The sequence below is a fragment of the Bacteroides xylanisolvens XB1A genome (genome assembly GCF_000210075.1).
GTDB lineage: Bacteria > Bacteroidota > Bacteroidia > Bacteroidales > Bacteroidaceae > Bacteroides > Bacteroides xylanisolvens.
Map to the genome: position 1 here is coordinate 3,900,620 of NC_021017.1, position 25,873 is coordinate 3,926,492.

Consider the following 25,873-nt stretch of genomic DNA (forward strand, 5'->3'; position numbering starts at 1 on the left):
TCTGTGCCCTCCGTGTCCTCTGTGGTGAAAACAGTGCAAAAATGAACTATTCAATTAAATAACAAACCGAATAATATTTTTTTATTCTAAAGTGAATCAGCTAATGAGCTAACGTCTATACGATACAGTATAAGGTTGGTAGCTTGATAAAAGTTTTTTTTAAGCTAAAAAGTACAAATCTTTAAACTTTATTTCTTTACTTTGTTATTTATAGAGTGAGACTTATAGCGAACTTAAACTAGAAAGATTATGAAAGTAAAGCAGATTTGTATGATGGTGCTACTATGGTTGGGAGTGATTCCGGCGGTGCAGGCACAGACTTTCGACAAATTATGGAAAGAAGTGGAGCAAGCAGAGAAAAAGAGCTTGCCTAAGACAGTGATAAAACTGACTGATGAGATTTATCAGAAAGGGGAAAAAGAGAAAAACTCTCCGCAGATGCTCAAAGCATACGCGTGGCGGATGAAATACCGGGAAATGTTGAATCCGGATAGTCTTTATGCCGGTCTGAAAGGACTGGAACAGTGGGTGAAACAAACCGACCAACCAATGGACCGTGCTATTTTGCATTCTCTGATAGCCGGAATTTATGCAAATTATGCTGCCAACAATCAATGGCAACTTCGCCAACGGACGGAAATCGTAGGCCAAACGCCTTCTGCGGATATACGCGAGTGGACCGCCAATATGTTTGTAGAGAAAGTGCGGACAAATGTGAAAGAAGCCTTGGCTGACTCTGTGTTACTGCTCAAAACTTCTTCACGCGACTATATCCCTTTCGTAGAATTGGGGAAAACGAGTGAATATTATCACCATGACCTCTATCATCTATTGGCTTCCCGTGGAATTGATGCTCTGTTGCAAGTGGAAAAACTAGGTAGCGGGTATACTGAAACGAACGCCGTAAATCCGGTGAAGCAGGATATAATAGCTATTTACGGAAATATGCTTTCTGCTTATAAAGCAGCCGGATTGAAAGAAGGTTATGTGTTGACCGCACTTAACTATTTGGACTGGAGACGGGGAGCGGAACGGTATATCCGACCTCTCCAAGTAAAGGGAGAGGCTTCGGTATTGACGGATGACACTTACCTGAAAGCATTGAATACATTGAAAAGTAAATATGCTTCGGAACCGATATGTGCTGAAGTGTACCTGGCACAAGCCCGTTATGCTATTGAAAAGCAACAGCAGGTTAATGCATTGCAACTTTGTGATGAGGCGATTCGTCTTTATCCGGGGTATGACAGAATCAATGCTCTGAAAAATCTTCGGGAAGAGATATTGGCTCCTTATTTGAATGTCTATGCAGCAGATCAGGCTTTCCCGAACGAAGAGATAGAACTAAGAGCCTCACATAAGAATCTGGATGGTTTTACCGTCCGGATTTATCAGGCGAAGAAACTGATAAAAGAACAACATTACTCTGTAATTCGTCCGGAAGATTACCGGACACAGGACACGGTGTTTACGTTCAAAGCTCCCGAACTTGGAGCTTACATAATGCGTATCATACCGGATATTCGTGCAAAGAGAGACAGTGAAAGCAAGTTTGACGTAACACGTTTCAAGGTGTTGACTTGTCGTCTGCCGGAAAAACAATATCAAGTGGTGACGTTGGACGGACAGACGGGACATCCTATTTCGAATGCGAAAGTTACGATGTATAGTAACGATGAAAAAGTTTTGCAAGAGTTTACGACGGACAAAGATGGTAAGGTGGTATTTCCCTGGAAATCTGAATACCGCTATTTGAGAGCCTCCAAGGGCACGGATACAGCGATGCCGAAGCAAGGTATCTATGCAGGAAGTTACGGATACTACGGTGACGAAGATAAAGTGGCGGAAAATATGACTTTATTGACTGACCGTTCTTTGTATCGTCCCGGACAAACGGTGTATGTGAAAGGGATTGCCTATTCTCAAAAATCAGATACGGCGGATGTGCTCCCGAACAAGGAATATATGGTGACTTTATTGGATGCGAATAATCAGGAAGTAGGGCAGAAGTCGGTACGCACCAATGAGTTCGGTTCGTTTGCCACTGATTTCGCGTTGCCTTCAGCTTGCCTGAACGGAATGTTCTCGTTGAAGGCAGGAAGAGGCCGTACAAGTATCCGTGTGGAAGATTATAAACGTCCGACATTTGACATCACTTTTGAAAAGCAACAGGGAAGTTACAAGTTGGGAGATGAAGTGCAGGTGAAAGGCAAGATAGAATCTTATAGCGGTGTATTGCTTCAGGATCTTCCGGTAAAATATAAAGTGATGCGTTCTACATACAGCCTTTGGCGGTTTGCGGAATCGGTACAGATTGCTTCCGGTGAAGTGACGGCCAATGAGAACGGAGAATTTACGATACCGGTCCGCCTGCAGGAAAGTGACTCTTATAAGAATGATGATAAAGTATATTATCGCTATTCCATTGAAGCTACTGTTACCAATGTGGCGGGTGAAACACAATCTTCTACGGATGTCATTTCGGCCGGAAATCGTTCGTTGGTTTTGCAGGTGGAATTGCATGATAAGACTTGTAAGGATAAACCATTCGACACGATGTTTAACGTGCAAAACCTGAATGGACAACCTGTGGAAGTGAAAGGAAATTATTACTTGTATCCTGCCAAAGACCAGGATTTCAAACAACTGGAAGAGAAATCGATTGCAACGGGAACTTTTACTTCTAACGAAGAAATAACGCTCGATTGGAAGGATCTTCCTTCGGGCCCTTATGTACTGAAAGCATCGGTGAAAGATAATCAGGGCAAGGAAGTGACTGCTGATACTAACACGATTCTTTTTTCCATTGAGGACAAACGTCCGCCTGTAGAAACGACAGTTTGGTTCTATGGAGAAAATATGGAATTTGATGCGACTCATCCGGCTGTATTCTGCTTCGGTACGTCGAAAAAGGATGCTTATGTGATGATGAATGTATTCTCCGGTGATAAACTGCTGGAAAGTAAGACGTTGAACTTGTCTGATACGATTGTTCGCTTCGAATATCCATATCAGGAGAGTTATGGTGACGGTGTGTTTGTGAATTTCTGTATGGTAAGAGATGGACAGGTTTATCAGGAACATGCCCGGCTGACCAGACGTGTACCGGATAAGACATTGACTATGAAGTGGGAAGTATTCCGCGATAAGTTGCGTCCCGGACAGAAGGAAGAATGGAAACTGACGATTAAAACGCCGCAAGGACAAGCCGCCAATGCGGAGATGCTGGCAACGATGTATGATGCTTCACTGGATAAGATATGGAACCGTCAGCAGAATTTCCAAATCTTCTATAGTCAGATTGTTCCGTATTCTAATTGGATGAGCGGATATTCAGGAAATAATTCATTTAATTACTGGTGGAATACGAAAAGTCTTAAAGTGCCGGGATTGGCGTATGATTATTTCGTGATGTCTTCCGGTGTAGGAAATGTATATGCATTGTCGGAGTCTTTGGCTGATGGAGTGGTGGTTAGAGGTCTGGCGGTTCAGAGAAAGGTGTCGATGACAGGAAGTGTTACAAGCCGGAGCAATGCGGTGGAAGTGAAATATGTACCGGCTTTAGTCTCCGATGCTTCTGAAGATGTGGAATTTGAGTCAGGATGGGGTCAAACGGGAACACTTGGTAAACTTGATGAAACGTCCGGAAACGAAACACTCCCTGAAGCTCCTGCCGACCTGCGTACAAATCTTGCAGAAACGGCCTTCTTCTATCCGCAACTTCGTACCAATGAACAGGGAGAAATCTCGTTCTCTTTCACGATGCCCGAAAGTCTGACGCGTTGGAACTTCCGTGGATATTCTCATACGAAAGGGATGCTGATGGGAACATTGGACGGTGAAGCTACCACGAGTAAGGAATTTATGCTGACTCCTAATCTTCCCCGCTTTGTACGTGTGGGAGATAAGACTTCTCTTACAGCTTCTATCTCTAATATGACTGGTAAGTCGCAAGCCGGAACAGTAACTCTGATTCTTTTCGATCCGATGACGGAGAAAGTAATCAGTACACAAAAACAGAAATTCAGCCTTGTTGCCGGAAAGACGATTGGCGTGAGCTTCCAGTTTACCGTCAGTGATAAATACGAAATATTGGGATGCCGGATGATAGCCGACAGCGGTACTTTCAGCGATGGAGAACAACAGTTGCTTCCGGTGCTTAGCAATAAAGAACATTTGGTAGAGACACTTCCAATGCCTGTACGTGGAGAAGAAACCCGTACTTTCTCACTCGACCGCCTGTTCAACCAACAAAGTAAAACGGCAACCGACCGTAAACTGACTGTCGAGTTTACAGGAAATCCGGCCTGGTATGCTATTCAGGCATTGCCTTCTTTGAGTCTTCCTACAAGCAATAATGCGATCTCCTGGGCTACGGCATATTATGCAAATACCTTGGCTTCGTTCATTATGAACAGTCAGCCGAAGATCAAAGCAGTGTTTGAAAGTTGGAAATTGCAGGGAGGTACGAAAGAAACCTTCTTGAGCAATCTGCAAAAGAATCAGGAAGTGAAGAATATTATTCTGTCCGAATCTCCCTGGGTGCTCGAAGCGCAAACGGAAGAGCAACAGAAAGAACGTATCGCCACTTTGTTTGATTTGAATAATATCCGTAGCAATAATATAGCGGCTTTGACCCGATTACAGGAGTTGCAGAACGCAAACGGTGCATGGTCTTGGTATAAAGGAATGACCGGCAGCCGATATATTACTACCTATATCGCCGAACTGAATGCCCGTCTGGCTATGTTGACAGGTGAGAAATTAACAGGTCCAGCTCTCTCCTTGCAACAAAATGCTTTCACTTACCTTCATCAATCAGCTTTAGACGAATATAAGGAAATCTTGAAAGCACAGAAAGAAGGAGTGAAATTTACCGGTGTTTCGGGTAGTATTCTGCAATATTTGTATCTCATCGCTATTTCCGGAGAGCAGGTGCCTGCTGCCAATAAAGCTGCTTATACCTATTATCTTTCTAAAGTAGGAGAACTGCTTACTTCTCCTTCGATGGATACGAAAGCGATTGCCGCTATTGTACTGGATAAAGCCGGACGCAAGAAAGAAGCACAGGAATTTGTCGCTTCTCTGAAAGAATTCCTGACCAAGACGGATGAACAGGGAATGTTCTTTGCTTTCAACGAGAATCCGTATACATGGGGCGGAATGCAGATGCAGGCTCACGTAGATGTGATGGAAGCATTGGAGGCGATAGGCGGTAACAGCGATACCGTGGAAGAAATGAAACTTTGGCTGTTGAAGCAAAAGCAAACACAACAATGGAACTCTCCGGTAGCTACTGCCGACGCGGTATTTGCATTGCTGATGAAAGGTGTTAACTTGCTCGACAATCAGGGAGATGTACGGATTGTAATTGCTAATGAAGTGCTGGAAACGGTTGCTCCGAGTAAAACAACTGTTCCCGGATTGGGATATATCAAACGTTCTTTCACACAGAAGAGCGTGGTGGATGCCCGTAAGATTGAAGTGGAAAAGAGAAATCCGGGTATCGCCTGGGGAGCTGTATATGCAGAATTTGAATCCCCCATCAGTGATGTGAAACAACAGGGTGGTGAGTTGAATGTAGAGAAACAATTGTATGTGGAACGTATGGTAAATAATGTCCCTCAATTGCAGCCTATAACAGCGAAAACTGTTCTTCAGGTAGGTGATAAAGTCGTTTCCCGTTTGAGCATCCGTGTAGACCGTCCGATGGACTTTGTGCAGTTGAAAGATCAGCGGGGAGCTTGCTTCGAACCGATCGGCAGCATTTCCGGCTATCGTTGGAACAACGGACTGGGCTATTACGTAGACATCAAAGATGCATCGACCAATTTCTTCTTCGATCATTTAGGAAAAGGAGTATATGTATTGGAATATAGTTACCGTGTCAGCCGTGCAGGAACTTACGAAACAGGTCTGGCAACCATGCAATGTGCATACGCACCAGAATATGCTTCACATTCTGCTTCGATGACGGTAGCTGTTAAAGAGTAACGCAGGACATTTGTAAGAGAAATATTCGGGCACGGATTATGCCGATTTTACGGTTCATTAGATAAACTGAAACCGTAAAATAGGCGTAATCCGTGCCTGAATCTATTTGATACCTCTTGATGGGGAGAATTATCCTCTTTCGTCAATCTGTGTTAATCTGTGTAATCTGTGGTGAAAAACTCATCTAAAACCCCTACATTTGTGCACCAAAATAAAAAATATCGCATGAAACGTAGTTTACTATCTATATTATCTTTACTTACTGTCGCTTTGGCAGCCGTTGCCCAACCTCGTATCTCTTCAAATAAAGAGACACATAACTTCGGACAAATTGAGTGGAAACGTCCGGTGACAGTGGAATATACCATCACTAACACGGGAAACCAGCCATTGGTACTGACCAACGTCACAACCTCTTGTGCCTGTGCCGTGGCCGACTGGACCAAAGAACCGATTGCCCCGGGAGGAAAAGGAGTAGTAAAAGCTTCTTTTGACGCAAAAGCGTTAGGACATTTTGAAAAGTCGATAGGAATATATAGCAATGCCAGTCCGAGCCTGGTCTATCTGAAGTTTACCGGTGAAGTAGTGCAGGAAATAAAAGATTATACAAAGCTACTTCCTTATACAATTGGAAATATTCGTTTAGATCGTGATGAGTTTGCTTTCCCCGATGTCTATCGCGGACAGCAGCCTTCATTGACCTTTGATATCGCCAATCTTTCGGATCGTCCTTACGAACCGGTATTGATGCATCTGCCTCCTTATCTGAAAATGGAAGCGGAACCCAAAGTCTTGTTGAAAGGCAAGAAGGGAACTATCAAACTGACGCTGGATGCGAGCCAGCTAAAAGATTACGGATTGACACAGGCTTCTGTCTACCTTTCCCGTTTCTCCGGTGATAAGGTGAGCGAAGATAATGAAATACCGGTTTCGGCCATTCTTCTTCCCGACTTCTCTCGTATGACGGAAAAAGATTCTTTGAACGCTCCTGCCATGCACATTTCGGAAACGGATATTGATCTTAGTATCCCGTTGATAAAGAAGAATAAGGTAAGCCATGATATATTGATAGCCAATTCCGGAAAGACTCCGTTAGTCATCAGTAAGTTGCAGGTATTCAATTCGTCGGTAGGAGTGAGCCTGAAGAAGACGGTCCTTCCTCCGGATGGAATGACGAAGCTCAAAGTAACTATTCGTAAGCGTGACGTAGGTAATAAGAAGCATCATTTACGTATCCTGATGATAACAAATGATCCGTTACGCCCGAAAGTTGAAATCAATATCAAACGCTAAATCCTATGATTATGGAACATCCTGAAAATAGTGAAGAATATAAGGGGCTTGTTGTCAATAAAGGCATTGAGCAACCCTCATCTGTGAATCCCTACTTAAAGCGGAAACCTAAGAAACGCCAACTTTCAGTAGCAGAGTTTGTAGAAGGTATCGTAAAAGGTGATGTCACCATATTGAGTCAGGCTGTGACATTGGTTGAAAGCGTAAAGCCTGAACATCAGGCTGTCTCACAGGAAATCATAGAGAAGTGTCTGCCATTTTCCGGTAATTCGATCCGGATTGGTATCAGCGGCGTTCCCGGTGCGGGAAAGAGTACATCCATAGATGTATTCGGTCTGCACGTGCTCGAAAAGGGGGGCAAACTGGCGGTATTGGCCATCGACCCTAGTAGTGAGCGTAGTAAAGGCAGTATCTTAGGGGATAAAACGCGTATGGAGCAGCTTTCCGTGCATCCTAAATCGTTTATCCGCCCTAGTCCGTCAGCCGGTTCTTTGGGAGGAGTGGCACGCAAAACACGTGAGACGATTATTCTTTGTGAAGCTGCCGGATTCGATAAGATTTTTGTGGAGACCGTAGGAGTGGGACAGAGCGAAACGGCTGTTCACTCGATGGTTGATTTCTTCCTGTTGATTCAGTTGTCCGGTACGGGCGATGAACTGCAAGGGATTAAGCGTGGTATTATGGAGATGGCGGATGGTATCGTTATCAATAAGGCCGATGGAGATAATCTGGAACGTGCCAAGTTGGCTGCCACTCAATTCCGTAATGCATTGCATCTGTTTCCTGCGCCTGAATCCGGATGGATTCCCAAAGTATTGACTTACTCCGGTTTTTATAACCTGGGAGTGAAGGAGGTCTGGGATATGATTTACGAATACATTGACTTCGTGAAAGAAAACGGCTATTTTGAATATCGCCGCAACGAGCAAAGTAAATATTGGATGTATGAAAGCATCAATGAACAACTTCGTGACAGCTTTTATCATAATCCGAAGATTGAAACAATGCTCTTAGAAAAAGAACAGCAGGTATTGAAAGGCAACCTGACTTCGTTTATAGCTGCAAGAAGCTTGCTCGATACTTATTTTGAGGATTTGAAATAAGACTTTAAATGATAATAAGATTCTGATTCTTAAAGAATACATTTAGCATAAGCGGGTAGGAAACGTCAGTCTTTCTACCCGCTTGTACTATTAATGAGGCTTTTCTGCTTTTTCAAGATCAGCTCTTGATTTACTTTGAGTCACAATATATACTCCCAGGAATACGAGCGCGATAGCGATTCCTTTCTCCCAGCCGAAACTTCCGATACCCATCGCGATTGCCGCAATCGTAGCCACGATCGGTTGCATATAATTGTACATACTGACTACCGTAGGACGGAGCAGCCTCTGTGCAGTCATAATGCAGAGATACGCGAGGAAGCTACCTCCTAATACGACATAAAGTACCTGTAGAATGGCGACAGTGGAAACAGAAGTCCATTGAATCGTAGAAATATCATAATAGGAGAACGGAATGTAACACATTGAAGCATATATGAACATCCATTTATTAATCGTTACTGCCGAATATCGTTGAGACAATCCTTTGAATACAGTCAGGTATATGGAAAAACTGATTTGCGCAACGAGACAAAGCAAGTCGCCAATCAGGCTTCCATTTCCGTTGCTTCCTGCCTGGCTACTCATAATGAGAATGAGCGCTCCCATAGCACCTATAAAAATTCCCAGTACTTTCTTATTGGTAATAGGTTCTTTCAAGTAAATGGCCGCTACAACCATTGTTACAATCGGTAGAGTGGTAGTTACGATAGAAGCATCAATAGGAGAAGTCATAGAAAGTCCGAAGATAAACACTCCTTGATTGAATACTAGCGCAAACAGTGAAGCAAAGAAGATTTTCAGCATATCTTGATGATTCACATGTTCCTGTTTGCAAAACATGGAAAGGATCCAGAAAGCGGCTGCTGCCCCCACCATGCGGAATGTAGTGACAGAAATTGGAGAAAACTCTTGAAGAGCCGACTTACCGATGGGAGACATTAATCCCCACATAACGTTTGCTGTAAGCGCAAACAAATGACCATACAGGTTCTTACTTTTGTCCATGTTGATACTATTTATTTTACCATATCTCTGATATCATTAACAATCAAATAGAGAAAACGGTTGCAAAGGTAGTCTTTTATCGTATGATTTGTTTATATTTGCCTTGATTAAACTTGAATATTATGGAACAACAAGCCAATTATATCCGTCGTATCGAGATACACGGACTATGGGAACGCTTTAATATAGGATGGGATTTGCGTCCCGATGTGAACATCCTCTCCGGCATCAACGGAGTGGGGAAGACTACCATTCTGAACCGTTCGGTGGGATACCTCGAAGAACTTTCCGGTGAAATGAAAAGTGACGAGAAGAACGGAGTGCGTCTCTTTTTCGACAATCCCCAGGCAACCTATATTCCTTATGACGTCATCCGAAGCTACGACCGTCCCCTGATTATGGGTGACTTCACAGCCCGCATGGCCGACAAGAATGTAAAGTCTGAACTGGACTGGCAACTCTATCTCTTGCAACGCCGTTACCTCGATTATCAGGTCAACATTGGTAATAAGATGATTGAAATGCTTTCCAGCACTGATGAAGAAGAGCGTCGTAAAGCAGCTACATTATCTGTAGCCAAACGTCGTTTTCAGGATATGATTGACGAACTGTTCAGCTATACACGCAAAAAGATAGACCGGAAACGGAACGATATCGCTTTCTATCAGGATGGCGAACTATTATTCCCTTATAAACTGTCGTCCGGTGAAAAGCAAATGCTGGTTATCCTGCTGACCGTACTCGTGCAGGACAACAGCCATTGTGTATTGTTTATGGATGAGCCGGAAGCCTCCCTTCATATAGAATGGCAGCAGAAACTGATTGCTATGATACGTGAACTGAATCCGAATGTGCAGATTATCCTGACTACCCATTCGCCTGCCGTCATTATGGAAGGCTGGCTGGATGCCGTGACAGAAGTAAGTGATATATCTACCACCGTAGGGCACAAGCTCGACAAGGATTCTCCCAACTGTAATTTGTAATTCGTAACCTGTAATTGAACAAATGGCAACTTCACTACGAGATAATCTGACTTCTTCTTATTTCAATGCCGCCCATAAGCTTTATCCGAAGAAAGCCCGCCGACGTATCATCGCTTACGTAGAAAGCTATGACGACATCGCTTTCTGGCGCACATTGCTTGAAGAGTTTGAAGACGACGAACACTATTTCCAAGTGATGCTTCCTTCGGCCACCTCCCTGGCAAAAGGAAAAAAGATGGTACTCATGAACACGCTGAATACAGCCGAATTGGGGAGAAGTCTGATTGCCTGTGTGGACAGTGACTATGATTTCCTGTTGCAGGGAGCTACCAATACTTCCCGTAAAATCAATCGGAACAGGTATATTTTTCAGACTTATACCTATGCTATTGAAAACTATCATTGTTTTGCCGAAAGCCTTCACGAAGTATGTGTGCAGGCTACGTTGAATGACCGTTCCATTTTAGATTTCAACTTCTACCTGAAGAAGTACTCTGAAATAGTATATCCGCTTTTCCTCTGGAACGTATGGTTCTATCGCCAACGGGATACTTACACTTTCCCCATGTACGATTTCCATACTTATACTTCTTTGCGCGAGATTAATCTCCGGCATCCGGAAAAGAGCTTGGAATCCCTTCAACAACGGGTTAATCAGAAGTTGGCAGAGTTGAAAAGGAAATTTCCCCATAACATTAATCAGGTGAGTGGATTGCGGACTGAATTTAAAGAGCTGGGCTTGGTGCCGGAAACTACTTACTTGTATATGCAGGGACACCATGTGATGGATAATGTGGTAATGAAACTACTGATTCCGGTCTGCACCGTATTGCGTCGTGAACGGGAACAGGAAATCAAGCGGCTGGCCGAACACAATGAACAGTTCAGAAACGAACTGACTTGTTATCAGAACAGCCAGGTGAACGTAGAAATCATGCTCAAGAAGAATGTAGCCTACAAAAGACTCTTCCATTATGATTGGCTACGGCAGGATATCAGTGAATATTTGGAAGAAGGAAAGAATAAAGAAGAAAAGAAACAGAGATCATAAATAAAAGAAAAACTAAAAAAGAGAGAGACGATTGCTTATGAAAGAAGTAAAAGAAGTGGTTGATACAGTGAGTGTGGCATTAGCAAACGGGCAACCGGAAGAAGCAGGTAATGTAGTGATGCAAGAGGTGAATCATGCTTTGCTCTCGATGGGAGTGGATGAAGCTATGGCTGATAAGATTGATAACTTTATCATTTTATTGTTTATTATTGGAATAGCATTATTGGCTAATCTGATTTGCCGCAAGATTATTCTGCGTACCGTGGCTAAATTGGTGAGACAGACAAAAGCTACTTGGGATGATATTGTATTTAATGATAAAGTAATGGTGAACATCAGCAGGATGGTGGCGCCTATATTGATTTATATATCTATTCCTATTGCCTTCCCCGAACATGCAGACTCTGCTTTGCTTGATTTTCTTCGAAGACTTTGCATGATTTATATCCTTGCAGTCTTTCTTCGCTTCGTCAGTGCTTTGTTTACGGCTGTGTATCTGGTATATAGCGCGCGTGAACAATATAAAGACAAACCTTTGAAGGGGCTTTTGCAGACAGCGCAAGTCATTCTCTTCTTTATAGGAGCTATCATCATTATCAGTATTTTGATAAAGCAAAGTCCGGTGGTGTTGCTGACCGGATTGGGAGCTTCCGCTGCGGTTCTGATGTTGGTTTTCAAGGACAGTATCATGGGATTTGTCTCCGGCATCCAGCTTTCCGCCAATAATATGCTGAAGGTGGGCGATTGGATCACGATGCCGAAATACGGTGCGGACGGTACGGTGATAGAAGTAACATTGAATACCGTAAAAATACGTAACTTCGATAATACCATCACCACCATTCCTCCTTATCTATTGATTAGTGATTCTTTCCAAAACTGGCAGGGAATGCAGGAATCCGGCGGACGTCGTGTGAAACGTTCCATCAATATAGACATGACCAGTGTGCATTTCTGTACACCGGAGATGTTGGCAAAATACCGGAAGATACAACTGTTGAAAGACTATGTGGATGAAACGGAAAAGGTAGTGGAAGAATATAATAAGGAACATCATATCGACAACTCTGTGTTAGTGAATGGACGCCGGCAAACAAACCTGGGAGTTTTCCGTGCCTATCTGACTAACTATCTGAAGAATCTGCCTACTGTCAACCAAGACCTGACCTGCATGGTACGTCAGCTTCAGCCTACCGAAACCGGTATCCCGTTGGAACTTTATTTCTTTTCTGCCAATAAAGTATGGGTTGCCTACGAAGGCATACAGGCAGATGTTTTCGATCATGTGCTTGCCATTATTCCCGAATTCGACTTGCGTGTCTTCCAAAACCCGTCGGGGGCAGACCTGCATCAGATAGGGGTAAAGATAGAAAACTAATCAAACGATAAAACGCTTATAAATTGTAATTACTATGACTACACCGTTATCCAACCAGATTATCCGTGAAATCACTCCTTTGTCAGATAAGGATTGCTTTTACATTGCGGAACGTTATAAAACGGAATTCACTTATCCTATACACAACCACTCCGAGTTTGAATTGAACTTCACCGAAAAGGCAGCCGGAGTAAGGCGGATTGTAGGAGACTCTTCCGAAGTGATAGGTGATTATGATTTGGTATTGATAACAGGAAAAGATTTGGAACACGTCTGGGAACAGAACGACTGCCATTCGAAAGAGATACGGGAGATTACGATTCAGTTTTCTTCCGATCTTTTCTTCAAGAGCTTTATCAATAAGAATCAGTTCGACTCTATCCGCCGGATACTGGATAAAGCACAAAAAGGGCTTTGTTTCCCGATGTCTGCCATACTCAAAATATATCCGTTGCTGGATACGCTTGCTTCCGAGAAGCAAGGATTTTATGCGGTCATTAAGTTTATGACAATCCTGTATGAACTTTCTCTCTTTGAAGAAGAAGCGCGTACCTTGTCCAGTTCGTCTTTTGCCAAGATAGATATTCATTCGGACAGCCGGCGTGTGCAGAAAGTGCAGGAGTACATCAATACACATTATCAGGAAGAAATACGTCTGGGGCAGTTGGCTGATATGGTTGGGATGACGGATGTGTCATTCAGCCGCTTTTTCAAACTGCGTACAGGCAAGAATCTTTCTGATTATATCATTGATATTCGGCTGGGCTTTGCTTCCCGGTTGCTGGTAGATTCTACGATGTCTATCGCTGAGATTTGTTATGAGTGCGGTTTTAATAACCTTTCCAATTTCAACCGGATCTTCAAGAAGAAAAAGAGTTGTTCGCCTAAAGAGTTTCGTGAGAACTACCGGAAGAAAAAGAAATTGATTTAGCGCATTCTCTTTTATGAACTCGGTGATTAACTCCCGAGTTCTATCTTCCATTCACCAATCGTTCGTGTGGCACTGTCAAAGTTTACACCTACTTTAACTATTTTCCTGTGATCCGCCTGATACGGAATAGCATACTTTTTGCTGTTAATCTGCGTTAATGCTTCTTCGGGTGTACCATCTACTTTAAATTCAAAAACATAGATGGTATCTTGAAGTTTCACAACCGCGTCTGCTCTTCCAATGGCTGTATCCACTTCCACATCTATATACTGTCCCATCAGCCGGAAAAACAGATAAAAGATAGTTTGGTAATGTTTCTCTTCCTTGTTGTTCAGTTTATTCGGGATAGACGCAAAGAAAGATTTCAGTCTTTCCAGACATTCCTCTAAATGACCGATACGCAAGTCTTTAATAAAGGACACTACATAAAATGTATTCTCTCGTGCAGGCAGATGCACATAAGCGGGCATCAGCGATTCGATAAATCCTTTTCTTACTTCTTTGTTGGGATAAGCCAGTGTATACAGTTGGAAATCCGGATCATATCCCTTAATTGTGAGATAACCGCTTTGGTAGAGCACCGGAAGAGGATCGGTGATTCTATTGCTAGGTGCATCAAACTGTTCGGCGGTGGCGGTCGTGTTATCCAGTTCCCGGATATCAAAATCGCTTTCTTGCAGAATATCTATCAGGAAAGTGGGAGTACCGGTCGAAAACCAAAAATTCTCATAACTCTTTTGCGCAAATGCATTGAATAGACTAAATGGGTTATAAATGTCTACACAATTCTTACTGAAATGATAACCGTCATATTGTTGTTTCAAATGTACACAGGCTTCCTCGTATGTTTCCTTGTTGGCTTGGGCCATTTGTTCAATATCAATTTGCAATTGCGTGCGCAGTTCTTGTTCGGTGATGCCACAGATAGCACTGTAATCATCCCTCATGCTGATATTCTGCAAGTTATTCAACTCGCTGAAGATACTCATTTGGCTGAATTTGCTGATACCTGTCAATAATAAGAAGCGAAGATACTGTCCCTGGGCTTTCAGTGGACTAAAGAAATCCCGCATGATATTACGTATTTCCTTTTGAACTTCATCATTATGATTGCTGTCCAGCATTGGTGAGTCATACTCATCTATTAATACCACCACCTGTTTACCCGTCTGTTTGTAAGCACGACGAATAATTCCTTCAAAACGTAAACTGAAAGTCGTTTCTCCTTCTTCCCGTTGATAAATTTTCTCCCATAAAAGCAATTGGCGGTTAATAACGGCTGACAGCATATCAGCGGTTATATATTTACTCACACTAAAATCAAAGTGTAGTACCGGGTAGACCGTCCAATCCTTTTCCAGAGTCTCCATAGCCAAGCCTTGAAACAGTTCTTTTTTTCCCAGGAAATAAGCTTCTAGTGTAGAAACCAGCAAACTTTTCCCAAAGCGTCGGGGACGACTTAGAAAATAGACTTTATTTGTATGAGTCAAACGATAAATCAATTCTGTTTTATCAACATAGACACAATCATTATTGCGTAAATCTTCAAAGTTCTGTATTCCTATCGGATATCTTCTGAAATTCTCTTCCATGACGCATATCTGTTTTTAGCGTGAAACATTCACAAAGATAATGATATTTAGTTTCAAGTCAATTATGCCTGTTCTTTTTTTAAGAAAGTCCAACGTTGGATATATACTTAGTGGGAAAGGAGCTATCGGTGTTTCTTTGCGTAATGCATTGAAAAGCGGTGAAACATATCTTTGACGACAAGCGGGTGGAAATACACTATCAGCCAAAATTTTCACCTTCTCACAACTGTCAGCCGATTAATTTTATGCATAATGAGAGATAAAAGAGTGAAGTTCCGGTCTTAAATTTGCTTATAAACAAGTTAAACTAATAGCGTAACTGATTGATAATACGTTTGTAACATCTTGTCATCATCTTGCAATGACTCTTTCAATAGATTGTATTTTTTTCGTCTTACGGTTGTAATGCTCACCCTCTATCTTTGCCGACGTAATTAAAACGTAGAGCAAAGTTAGATGAAAAAACTATTTCTTATCCGATTTTCAGTGGCGGCCTTCTTTTGCCTGTTGTGTGTACTTCCTGCATTGGCTGTCAATATCAAGATTAAAGGAGCTGTGAAAGACAAACTATCCAAGGAACCTTTGATAGGAGCTACGATACGTTTGCTCGGAACTCAAGCCGGAGCAGTGACCGATATGGAGGGTAATTTCGAATTGAACAGCATGGGCGTTCTGGAAGGTATGTATGATATTGAGATTAAATATGTAGGTTACAAAACGGAAGTGCGCCGTAAAGTGCGTGTGGAGAATGGAAAACTGGTGATACTGAATCTGGAGTTGGAAACCGATGCACAGGAACTTGCCGATGTGGTGGTTGTAGCTAAGAAGAATAGGGAAAATGAGAATATGCTGTTGCTCGAACAGCAAAAAGCAGTCATTGCCGTACAATCTGTTGGTGTCAGGGAGCTTTCCCGCAAAGGTGTTTCGGATGCAGAAGGTGCTGTGACGAAAGTTGCCGGAGTGTCTAAACAAGACGGAGTGAAAAATGTCTTTGTCCGTGGATTGGGAGACCGGTACAATGCAACTACTTTTAATGGATTTGCTCTTCCTTCCGAAGACCCGGAATATAAGAATATCTCTCTTGATTTCTTCGGTACGGACATTATTCAGTCTGTAGGTGTAAAGAAAGCATTCAACGCGGGGGGCAGCAGCGATGTCGGAGGGGCAACCATTGATATTGTATCCAAAGAACTAATTGGTAGCGGTCATCTGGGATTCGGCATTTCCGGTGGCTTGAATACACAAACGGTAGCAGCCGATTTTCTGAAACAGGATGGAGTGAACTTCATGGGCTTTGCCAATCGTACCGAACATGCCGATGAAAACTCATGGAACTTCAGAAATAAGTTAGACCCTTCCGCTCAACATCTTCAAATCAACCGGAGTTACAGTATTTCCGGAGGTAAACGATTCTATGTCGGAAAAGACAAAAATCCGTTTTCTTTCTTCCTGACCGCCGGACATACGACGGACTATCAGTATACGGATGAAATCATACGTAATACAACTACCAGCGGTACGGTCTACAAAGATATGAATGGAAAGAAGTATGCGGAGAATATCAGTCAACTGGCACTTGCCAATGTGGATTTCGATATGCAGAACCGTCATCACATCAGTTATAATTTGATGATGATTCATGCCAATACCCAGTCGGTGGGCGATTACAACGGCAAGAACTCGATTTTTAGTGACGACTATGAAAACCTTGGATTCACCCGTCGCCAACAAACGAATGACAATATGCTGATCGTTAACCAACTAATGACTAACTGGGGATTGACCAAATCATTAAGTCTTGATGCAGGTGCTTCCTATAATATGGTGAAAGGCTATGAACCAGATCGTCGAATCAATAACCTGACTAAAGCGGAAGACGGCTATACGTTGCTAAGGGGCAACTCACAACAGCGCTATTTCTCAACTTTAGATGAAGACGACTTGAATGTAAAAGCAGGCTTGGTCTATCGTCTGAAAGATAATATAGAAGAGATTTCGAATGTCCGTTTCGGATATACAGGCCGATTCGTAGATGATAACTTCAAAGCCACGGAATATAACCTGACCGTAGGACATGTTTCTGCCATCCCTTCTTTAGACGACTTCTCGCTTGACGATTATTATAATCAGGAAAACTTTGCTTCCGACTGGTTCAAGATACAAAAGAACTTAGATGAATATATCGTAAAAAAGAATATTCATTCCGCTTATGCCGAGGCTACCTACCAGTTTACTCCCCGTTGGATTGTGAATCTGGGACTGAAATACGACAAGGTAGATATTGAAGTGGATTACAATGTGAATCGTGGAGGCTCTAAAGGAAACAATACCATCCAAAAAGATTATTTCCTGCCCAGCTTGAATCTCAAATACAATCTGAATGATAAAAACTCGTTTCGTCTGGGAGCTAGTAAAACATATACGCTTCCGCAGGCAAAGGAAATATCTCCTTACCGTTATGTCGGCGTGAACTTCAACAGTCAGGGTAACCCCAATCTGAAACCTTCGGATAATTATAACCTTGATCTGAAGTGGGACTTTAATCCCACTCCGACCGAGTTGATTTCTCTTACGGCTTTCTATAAATTGATTAAGAATCCGATATCCCGTATTGAAGTGGCAAGCGCCGGAGGTTATCTTTCTTATGAGAATATAGCGGATAAGGCAACCGTGGCAGGAGTGGAGATAGAAATACGTAAGAATCTGTTTGTCCGTCCGGTGAGTAATGCTGCGCACGGAATGAATAAACTCTCTTTGGGATTGAATGGCTCTTATATCTACACGAATGCAAAAATGCCTTTGGCAACGGTTACCACCGGTTCGCAACTGGAAGGAGCCGCACCGTGGATTGTCAATTTCGACCTCTCGCATAACTTCACGAAAGGAGAACGCAGTTTTGTCAATACATTGGTACTTAATTATGTGAGTGATAAGATATATACCATTGGCACACAGGGCTATCAGGATATAATGGAGCAGGGAGTACTGACACTGGATTTTGTGTCCCAAGCCAAACTGAACAAGCATCTTTCGCTTAACCTGAAAGCCCGCAACCTGCTGAATCCCTCTTATAAGTTAAGCCGCAAAGCGAACGAAAACGGGGAAAAGGTGATATTGAATGATTATAAGAAAGGAATAAATATAAGCCTGGGAGTGTCGTGTACATTCTAAGCCGGGTGATGAAATAAGATTATTAACTAATAATGAAAGCAAAATGAAAAGATTGTTTGTGAACTTTATGACGTTTGCCGTTATGGCAACAACACTTACATTAACTGCATGTAGCAGTGATAGTGACGGAGACGGTGATGGTAACGGAGATGGTGGAAACAACGGTGGGACCGGTAGCTCTATTGTTGTGGGCGAAAATATCCTGTCCGGCACGCTGACCGGAGAACAGACACTGGAAGCTAAGGAATATATTCTGAACGGAACGGTAGTCATTGAAAATGGAGGCCGTCTGAATATCCCTGCCGGAACAACAATTAAGGCTCGCGAAGGTTTCAGCAGTTATCTGCTGGTAGCACAAGGCGGTAAACTTTATGCTGACGGTACAGCTGATAAACCGATTGTTTTCACTGCCAATTCAACAACCCCTACATCCGGCTATTGGGGAGGAATCATTATCAATGGTAAAGCTCCGATTTCCGGTTCGAACGCCAATAAGAGTGATACAGGTCTGACGGAAATCGACAACAACTATAAATACGGTGGTAATGTTGATAATGACAATTCCGGTTCACTGACTTATGTGAAAATCTGCTATGCCGGTGCCCGCTCTACTGCTGATATCGAGCACAACGGATTGACACTGAACGGTGTTGGAAACGGTACCAAGATCGAGAATATCTACATTCTTGAGAGCGCGGATGATGCCATCGAATTCTTTGGCGGTACGGTGAATGTAACCAACCTGTTGGCTGTGAACCCGGATGATGATATGTTCGACTTCACTCAAGGATATTCCGGTAAATTGAAAAACTGCTATGGTGTTTGGGAAAGCGGTTATACTAGTACGGAAGCAGATCCGCGCGGCATTGAAGCAGATGGTAACTTGGATGGCATTTATCCGGATCATTTACGTCAGTCAGACTTTGCGGTTGAAAATATGACAATCGTAAATAATGCTGCCAATACAACGGATAATGCAGACCGTATGCAAGACGTGATTAAAATCCGTCGTGGAGCAAAAGCTACGATCACCAATGCCCTTGTCAAAGGTTCCGGCGGTACAATCGATTTGATTGATATGAATGACAGTAAAGGGGCAGGAAGTGCAGCTTCCAGCATCAGCATCACCCATACATTGAGTTTTAAGAATAAGCTGAACGGTACATTGAATACATTTACCGAGCCGACTACGAATACTGGTGCAGATGCATCCCTGTTTACTTGGACTGGATATAATATTTCCTCATTATAATAAGATATAGGTTAGCGGAGTCCGTATTTTTCAATAGGAGGTGTGGGAGAATTTGTAGCAAACAGATTCTCCCATATTCTATTTATTTATTTTCGTAATCTTCTTTTAGCTTTTTTATTTGCTCCTTTATGGTATGAGTGATTACCTTTTTTGTATATTTGTCAACCTATTGTTTTACAATGATACAAAATATGCAAACAGACAACGAGCGATACAGAAAAATGGCTTCTCTTGCACAAATCGGGTGGTGGGAAGTAGATTTAACGGCAGGATATTATTTATGTTCCGATTATCTTTCTGATCTTTTGGGATTGGACGGCGACACCATCTCTACTTCGGATTTTCTGAACCTGATACGTGAAGATTATCGCAAGCAGATTGCCCAGGAGTTCCGGGCAAATTCTTCTATCCATAAGGACTTTTATGAACAAACTTTCCCTATTCATTCAAAATATGGCGAGGTCTGGTTGCATACTCGTCTGGCTTTTCGTGAGAAGGGTACAGGTGTTGATGGAGGTGATAAGGCTTTCGGAATAATCCAGCGCGTTGAGGCTCCCAAGGAAGAAGATCAAAGGGATGCATTAAGGCGTGTGAATGATTTGCTTTGTCGTCAGAATTTTGTTTCGCAATCGTTGCTTCGTTTCCTACGTGATGAGGCAGTAGAATCTTGTATCGCAGATATTTTGAGAGATATTCTGAATCTTTATAATGGAAAAGGACGTGTTTATATTTTTGAATACGACGAAATTTATGCCCATCATAGTTGTATCTACGAAGTTGTTTCTGAAGGGGTATCGGCAGAGATAGACAATCTGCAGGACATGCCTGCCAGTGAGTCAAAATGGTGGAGTGAACAGATATTATCGGGCAAGCCGATTATTTTAAATACACTGGAGCAGTTATTAGAAGAGGCTCCTGATGAATATCAGATTCTTGTAGTTCAGGGAATCAAATCGTTAATGGTGACTCCTTTGATGACAGGCGACCGCGTTTGGGGATATATGGGGATTGATTTGGTTGAGACTTACCATGACTGGAGTAATGAAGATTTTCAATGGTTCTCCTCATTGGGAAATATTATAAATATCTGTATCGAGTTGCGTAAAACTAAGGACAAGGTAATCCGTGAACAGACTTTCCTAAATAATCTGTTTCATTTTATGCCGATGGGATATATACGTATGTCCATTATCCGTGACGAGAATAATAAACCTTGCGATTATCGGGTGACGGATGCGAATGAGGTCAGTTCAACCTTTTTCGGGCTTCCTTTGGAGTCGTATATTGGTTCTTTGGCATCTGAAAAGCATCCTGACTATCTCCAAAAACTTAATTTTCTGGAAGAAATACTGGATAGTAATTCTTATAGAGAGAAAGATGAATATTTCCCTCGAACGGAACGGTATACGCATTGGGTGATTTATTCTCCCGGAAAGGACGAAATAGTCGGTCTATTCCTCGATTCTACGGGATCGGTACAAGCTAACCGGGCATTGGATCGTAGTGAAAAACTCTTTAAGAATATCTTTGCTAATATTCCGGCAGGAGTAGAGATCTACGATAAGGACGGCTATTTGATAGATTTGAATAATAAGGATTTAGAAATATTCGGTGTAGTGAATAAATCGGATGTGATAGGGGTTAATTTCTTTGAGAATCCGAATGTGCCGCAGGGGATTCGTGATCGTGTGCGGAATGAAGATCTGGTGGATTTCAGACTTAATTATTCTTTTGAGCAAGCAGGAGGATATTATGAGACAAGCCGTTCTAATGTGATAGAACTATATTCGAAGGTTAGTAAACTATATGATAATGAGGGCAACTTCAGCGGATATATTTTAATAAGCATTGACAATACGGAGCGTATTGATGCAATGAACCGTATTCGTGATTTTGAGAATTTCTTCTTGATGATATCCGATTATGCAAAAGTAGGATATGCTAAATTGAATCTCTTGAACCGCAAAGGTTATGCTATAAAACAGTGGTATAAGAATTTAGGTGAGGAGGAAGATATTCCTTTGAGTGAGGTGGTAGCAGTTTATAGCCAAATGCATCCCGAAGACCGTAAGCGTTTCCTTGATTTTTATGATGGAGTCAGAGACGGAAAAAGGAGGCATTTCCAAGGGGAGATGCGTATTCGTCGTCCCGGAACGAAGAACGAATGGAATTGGGTCAGCAGTAATGTAATGGTCACCAATTATAAACCGGAAGAAAATGAAATAGAAATCATCGGTATCAATTATGACATTACAGAATTGAAGGAGACTGAAGCCGAATTGATTCAGGCACGTGATAAAGCAGAGATGATGGATCGTTTGAAAAGTGCTTTCCTTGCCAATATGAGTCATGAAATCCGTACGCCGCTGAATGCCATTGTCGGTTTCTCCGATTTGCTGGTAGAAACTGAAGAGCTGGCAGAACGTCAGGAGTATATTAAGATTGTACGTGAGAATAATGAACTTTTGTTGCAATTAATTTCAGATATACTCGATTTGTCAAAGATTGAAGCGGGTACATTTGAGTTTACTAACGGAGATGTAGATGTAAATCTGTTATGTGAGGATATTGTCCGCTCTATGGGGATGAAAGCGAAAGAAGAGGTGGAACTGGTGTTTGATGATCATCTTCCGGTTTGTCATGTCATTAGTGACCGTAACCGTATACATCAGGTGATCTCTAACTTTGTTAACAATGCAATGAAGTTTACCTCTGAAGGAAGTATTCATGTGGGGTATAAACTAAAAGACGGAGAATTGGAGTTTTATGTCGAAGATACGGGAATCGGTATTGAAAAAGAGCAGTTGCCACATATCTTTGAGCGTTTTGTGAAGCTTAATTCTTTTGTACACGGTACAGGATTGGGACTTTCTATTTGTCAGAGCATCGTTGAACAATTAGGTGGGCGGATTGGCGTTGATTCTGAAAAAGGAAAAGGATCAAGGTTTTGGTTTACTATTCCCGGAGTGATCGTGACGGAAGAGATGAACTGTGCCCGGTAGAGTGGTAATAAGGCAGGTGAATATCTTCCTTCCTCATTAATAAAAGCGGCTTTTATATAGAAGAAACAGTCTTGGTTTTGATGTCGATTGATACTGACATGAAACCAAGACCGTTTCTTTGGTGAAAAGGTGTAGTCCGTTTAAATTCCGAACGACAGTTTATCGATAGATTGATATACAATACTTGCAATACCCAGTCCGATGATACCCAGCGTGCAAAGTGCCAGTCCCCATTTTGTGCAGCGGTCGCTGCGGAAAGTAGGAATTGGGTTGTCGGAAGGAGTGATATACATTGCTTTTACAATCAATAGATAGTAATACAACGAAATCACTGTATTTACCAATGCGATGAATACCAGCAAGTGGAAACCTGCATCGAAAGCAGCCATGAAGATAAAGAACTTAGAGAAGAATCCGGCAAACGGAGGGATGCCTGCCAATGAGAACAGAGACAGAGTCATCAAGAGAGCGATTTTGGGATTCGTTTTATAAAGTCCTGCGTAATCTTCGAGCGTGAATTTCTGACTGCGTAATGCCACGATAGTGATAACGGCAAATACTCCGAGGTTGGCGGCAGCGTACACTAATACATAATATACCAATGCCGTCATGCCTTGTGCTGTGCCTCCGATAACGCCTAACATAATATATCCCGCTTGCGAAATACTGGAGAACGCCATCAAACGTTTCAGGTTTTGCTGACGGACAGCAAATATATTGGCAATAGTGATAGAAGCGATGGTTACCCAATAAAGTACTTCCTGCCAGTCATTAATCATTGGAGCGAATACTTTGATAAGGACGGCCAATAATACAAATGCTGCCGATCCTTTTGATATAACACTCAAATAAGCGGTAACTGTACTCGGAGCGCCTTCGTAAACGTCTGCTGTCCATAAGTGGAATGGAACCAGTGATAACTTGAATGCCATTCCTGTGAAGAAGAATATAAATGCCATGATCTGTAACGGATTTCCGTCGATATGGGCAGGGAGGTCATCGAAATAAAGAGTCCCGGCAGAACCATAGATCATGGACAGACCAAACAACAGCAATGCACTGGAGAAAAGAGCTGTCAGAATGTATTTGGCACCTGCTTCGGCAGAGTTGTGACGGTATTTATCGAAGGCAATCAATGCTGCCATCGGAATAGAAGCTGTTTCAAGACCGATGAAGAACATCAGGAAATGTCCGGCGGAAATCATGAGATACATACCAAACAAGGTAGAGAGTGTAAGCACATAGAATTCTCCTTGTTTGAATGAAGTGTCTTCTCTTTTCATCCACTCGTGCGCCATCAGGAAAACAATCAGTGTACCGACATTCAGGATCGATTTAACAACTGTGTGCATCGGTACATAGTGATACATACCACCGAATGCATCGGTAGCAGTTCCCGGAATCAAGTTGATAGCCGTATGGATAGCCATCAGAATAACGGGCAACATGGTGTTCAGGCGTGCTTTCCCACTATTTTTGTGTGCATCCGGACTCATGAAGAGGTCAGCTAGAAATAGCAGCAGTAAGACAGCTATGAGCGACAGCTCTTCTCGCATATTTAGAAATTGTGAATAATCCATCTTGTTTATTTATGAATTAAGAATTATGATTTATGAGTTAGGGGATTAGTTGTGAGACAACCGGTAATACGCTTTCACCAATCATGTGGCTAACCCAGAAAGGAGCCATACCTAGTCCGGCAACGCAAACGATGAGGCAGATAACGGCTACACGTTCGTCCCAAGTTGCGTCGGTCAGTTCGAGGTGATGTTTGTTGGTGCAGGTTCCGTATAGAATCTTACCTACCAGGCGCAGGATGTAGACTGCGGTAATCACAATCGAAGAGCAGGCGATGATGGTCAGTGTGCGGTGAAATACGTCGTTGTTCTGGAAAGAGCCGACGAAGATGGTCATTTCAGCAATGAAACCGCTTAATCCCGGCAGACCGAGGTTGGCAAGACCGGCAATCACATAACATACACTAAGGAACGGCATAATTTTCATTAAACCGGCAAGTTCGCGAACGTCACGTGTGTGTGTACGTCCATATATCATACCGATCAGAGCAAAGAACAAGGCTGTCATTAATCCGTGTGAAAGCATTTGAAGGATTGCTCCTGTTGCTGCTGTCTGGTTTAGCATCAGAATGGCGAAAAGAACCAGTCCGCAGTGAGATACGGATGAATAAGCATTGATATATTTCAAGTCGGTCTGTACGCAAGCGGAGAAGGCTCCGTAGACTACAGAGATACCTGTCAGTATCAGGAATATCCAGGAAAGTTCGTTGGCTGCTTCCGGCATCAGATACATGGCGATACGGAAACATCCGTAACCTCCCAGTTTCATCAATACTCCGGCATGAAGCATGGATACGGCAGTCGGGGCAGAAGCGTGACCGTCAGGACTCCATGTGTGGAACGGGAAAAGGGCGCCCAATACACCGAAGCCGAGGAAAGTCAGCGGGAACCAGATGCATTGCTGTGCAAAAGGTATGTTGTGCAACTGTGCAATTTCGAGAAGGTTCATGGTGGTTGCTCCCGAGCCGAAATAGATTCCGAGAATACCGATCAATAGGAAAGCGGAACCGCCCATCAACATAAGGGTCAGTTTCATGGCTGCATATTCTTTACGTCCTGATCCCCATACACCAATCAGCAGGTACATCGGTATCAACGCAATTTCATAGAACATGAACATGGTGAACAAATCGACGGATATAAAGAATCCGAATACTCCCATAGACAACAGGGTGAACCAGAGGAAATATTCTTTCGTCAGCGGTTGTAGGCGCCAGGAAGCGAATGTACCGGTGAATACGATGACAGCAGACAATAACAACATGGCTACCGAAATTCCGTCAACACCTACTGAATAAGATATGTGAAGCGGGGCATACCAAAGCGTATCTGCACGGAAAAGCATTTCTGCCGTATTTCCGGCGCTACGCTCTCCCAGATACAGGAATGTAAGTACGACGGAGGCAATCAGAAGTGCCGATGCGCCAGTAACCATAACCCCCCGGATGGCTTTGATTCCTCGTGCTGCCCAAAGTCCGGCCAGCATCAATAAGGGGATAAGTACGAATATGGATAAGAAATTCATCTTTATGATT

At 42.7% G+C, this 25,873-nt stretch carries 14 protein-coding genes; 10 read left to right on the forward strand and 4 right to left on the reverse strand.

Annotated elements, in window-relative coordinates:
* Window positions 1-249 precede the first annotated feature (249 nt).
* The 3 genes from BXY_RS15055 (at window position 250) to meaB (ending at window position 8,390) form a co-directional block, all read left to right on the forward strand.
* Window positions 250-5,994: an alpha-2-macroglobulin family protein gene (locus BXY_RS15055; protein ID WP_015532351.1), complete on the forward strand. Its 5,745-nt coding sequence runs from the start codon at window positions 250-252 to the stop codon at window positions 5,992-5,994.
* Window positions 5,995-6,219: 225 nt separating this feature from the next.
* Complete coding sequence (locus BXY_RS15060) at window positions 6,220-7,287, forward strand: DUF1573 domain-containing protein (protein ID WP_008642094.1); 1,068 nt, start codon at window positions 6,220-6,222, stop codon at window positions 7,285-7,287.
* Window positions 7,288-7,298: 11 nt separating this feature from the next.
* A complete protein-coding gene (meaB, locus tag BXY_RS15065) occupies window positions 7,299-8,390 on the forward strand; it encodes a methylmalonyl Co-A mutase-associated GTPase MeaB (RefSeq protein ID WP_004305376.1) in 1,092 nt (363 codons plus the stop codon).
* A gap of 90 nt (window positions 8,391-8,480) precedes the next feature.
* Here meaB and BXY_RS15070 read toward each other — a convergent pair whose 3' ends face one another.
* The gene (locus BXY_RS15070) at window positions 8,481-9,398 is read right to left on the reverse strand and encodes a DMT family transporter (RefSeq protein WP_004315635.1); all 918 of its coding nucleotides are present in this window, start codon (window positions 9,396-9,398) and stop codon (window positions 8,481-8,483) included.
* 122 nt (window positions 9,399-9,520) lie between these two features.
* On the opposite strand from BXY_RS15070, the gene BXY_RS15075 reads away from it, so the two are divergent.
* The 4 genes from BXY_RS15075 to BXY_RS15090 are packed head-to-tail and all read left to right on the forward strand — an operon-like array spanning window position 9,521 to window position 13,744.
* Window positions 9,521-10,384 carry an AAA family ATPase gene (locus tag BXY_RS15075; protein WP_004315636.1) on the forward strand — a complete coding sequence of 288 codons (864 nt, stop codon included), beginning with the start codon at window positions 9,521-9,523 and terminating at the stop codon, window positions 10,382-10,384.
* A 22-nt stretch (window positions 10,385-10,406) separates the two neighbouring features.
* Window positions 10,407-11,435: a DUF4435 domain-containing protein gene (locus tag BXY_RS15080; RefSeq protein ID WP_008642097.1), complete on the forward strand. Its 1,029-nt coding sequence runs from the start codon at window positions 10,407-10,409 to the stop codon at window positions 11,433-11,435.
* 37 nt (window positions 11,436-11,472) lie between these two features.
* Window positions 11,473-12,813, forward strand: a complete 1,341-nt coding sequence (locus BXY_RS15085) for a mechanosensitive ion channel family protein (protein WP_004315638.1) — start codon at window positions 11,473-11,475, stop codon at window positions 12,811-12,813.
* Window positions 12,814-12,847: 34 nt separating this feature from the next.
* Window positions 12,848-13,744 carry an AraC family transcriptional regulator gene (locus tag BXY_RS15090; protein WP_008642101.1) on the forward strand — a complete coding sequence of 299 codons (897 nt, stop codon included), beginning with the start codon at window positions 12,848-12,850 and terminating at the stop codon, window positions 13,742-13,744.
* A 26-nt stretch (window positions 13,745-13,770) separates the two neighbouring features.
* Here the strand turns inward: BXY_RS15090 and BXY_RS15095 are convergent, their stop codons facing one another.
* The gene (locus tag BXY_RS15095; RefSeq protein WP_008642103.1) at window positions 13,771-15,336 is read right to left on the reverse strand and encodes an ATP-binding protein; all 1,566 of its coding nucleotides are present in this window, start codon (window positions 15,334-15,336) and stop codon (window positions 13,771-13,773) included.
* Between the two features lie 456 nt (window positions 15,337-15,792).
* On the opposite strand from BXY_RS15095, the gene BXY_RS15100 reads away from it, so the two are divergent.
* From BXY_RS15100 to BXY_RS15110, 3 genes are all read left to right on the forward strand, one after another.
* Complete coding sequence (locus tag BXY_RS15100; RefSeq protein WP_008642105.1) at window positions 15,793-18,507, forward strand: TonB-dependent receptor; 2,715 nt, start codon at window positions 15,793-15,795, stop codon at window positions 18,505-18,507.
* 43 nt (window positions 18,508-18,550) lie between these two features.
* Window positions 18,551-19,759, forward strand: coding sequence for a hypothetical protein (locus BXY_RS15105; protein ID WP_008642107.1), 1,209 nt, complete (start codon window positions 18,551-18,553; stop codon window positions 19,757-19,759).
* 191 nt (window positions 19,760-19,950) lie between these two features.
* Window positions 19,951-22,761, forward strand: coding sequence for a sensor histidine kinase (locus BXY_RS15110; RefSeq protein WP_115485040.1), 2,811 nt, complete (start codon window positions 19,951-19,953; stop codon window positions 22,759-22,761).
* 140 nt (window positions 22,762-22,901) lie between these two features.
* Here BXY_RS15110 and BXY_RS15115 read toward each other — a convergent pair whose 3' ends face one another.
* Window positions 22,902-24,341: an NADH-quinone oxidoreductase subunit N gene (locus tag BXY_RS15115; RefSeq protein ID WP_004312106.1), complete on the reverse strand. Its 1,440-nt coding sequence runs from the start codon at window positions 24,339-24,341 to the stop codon at window positions 22,902-22,904.
* Between the two features lie 37 nt (window positions 24,342-24,378).
* A complete protein-coding gene (locus BXY_RS15120) occupies window positions 24,379-25,863 on the reverse strand; it encodes a complex I subunit 4 family protein (RefSeq protein WP_004312107.1) in 1,485 nt (494 codons plus the stop codon).
* Between the last annotated feature and the right edge of the window lie 10 nt (window positions 25,864-25,873).